A 232-nucleotide genomic window follows, 5' to 3' on the forward strand; every position below is an offset into this window, starting at 1 on the left:
GCGTTACCATGCCCCTATGGTTTGCAGGCGGTAATATGAGCGCATGGCTAGCAGAATACCGCCAGCGTTATCCCAAAGTAACGCTCGACCTCGTCCTCGACAACCGCCATATCGACCTCATCGCCGAAGGTTTCGACCTCGCCTTGCGCGTTTCCAAAACCCCCTCCCCTTCGCTGATCGTCAAACCGCTGGCCAAAATCGAATTCGTCCTGCTTGCCGCCCCCGACTATCT

General features: G+C 56.9%; 1 protein-coding gene. It reads left to right on the plus strand.

The window, feature by feature from the left end; all coding sequences use genetic code 11:
- A partial coding sequence (locus ACTHS4_RS12700; protein ID WP_440366066.1) for a LysR substrate-binding domain-containing protein occupies positions 1 to 232 on the plus strand: 232 nt, incomplete at both ends.

The organism is Neisseria sp. P0014.S009 (genome assembly GCF_051958155.1).
Lineage (GTDB): Bacteria > Pseudomonadota > Gammaproteobacteria > Burkholderiales > Neisseriaceae > Neisseria > Neisseria flavescens_C.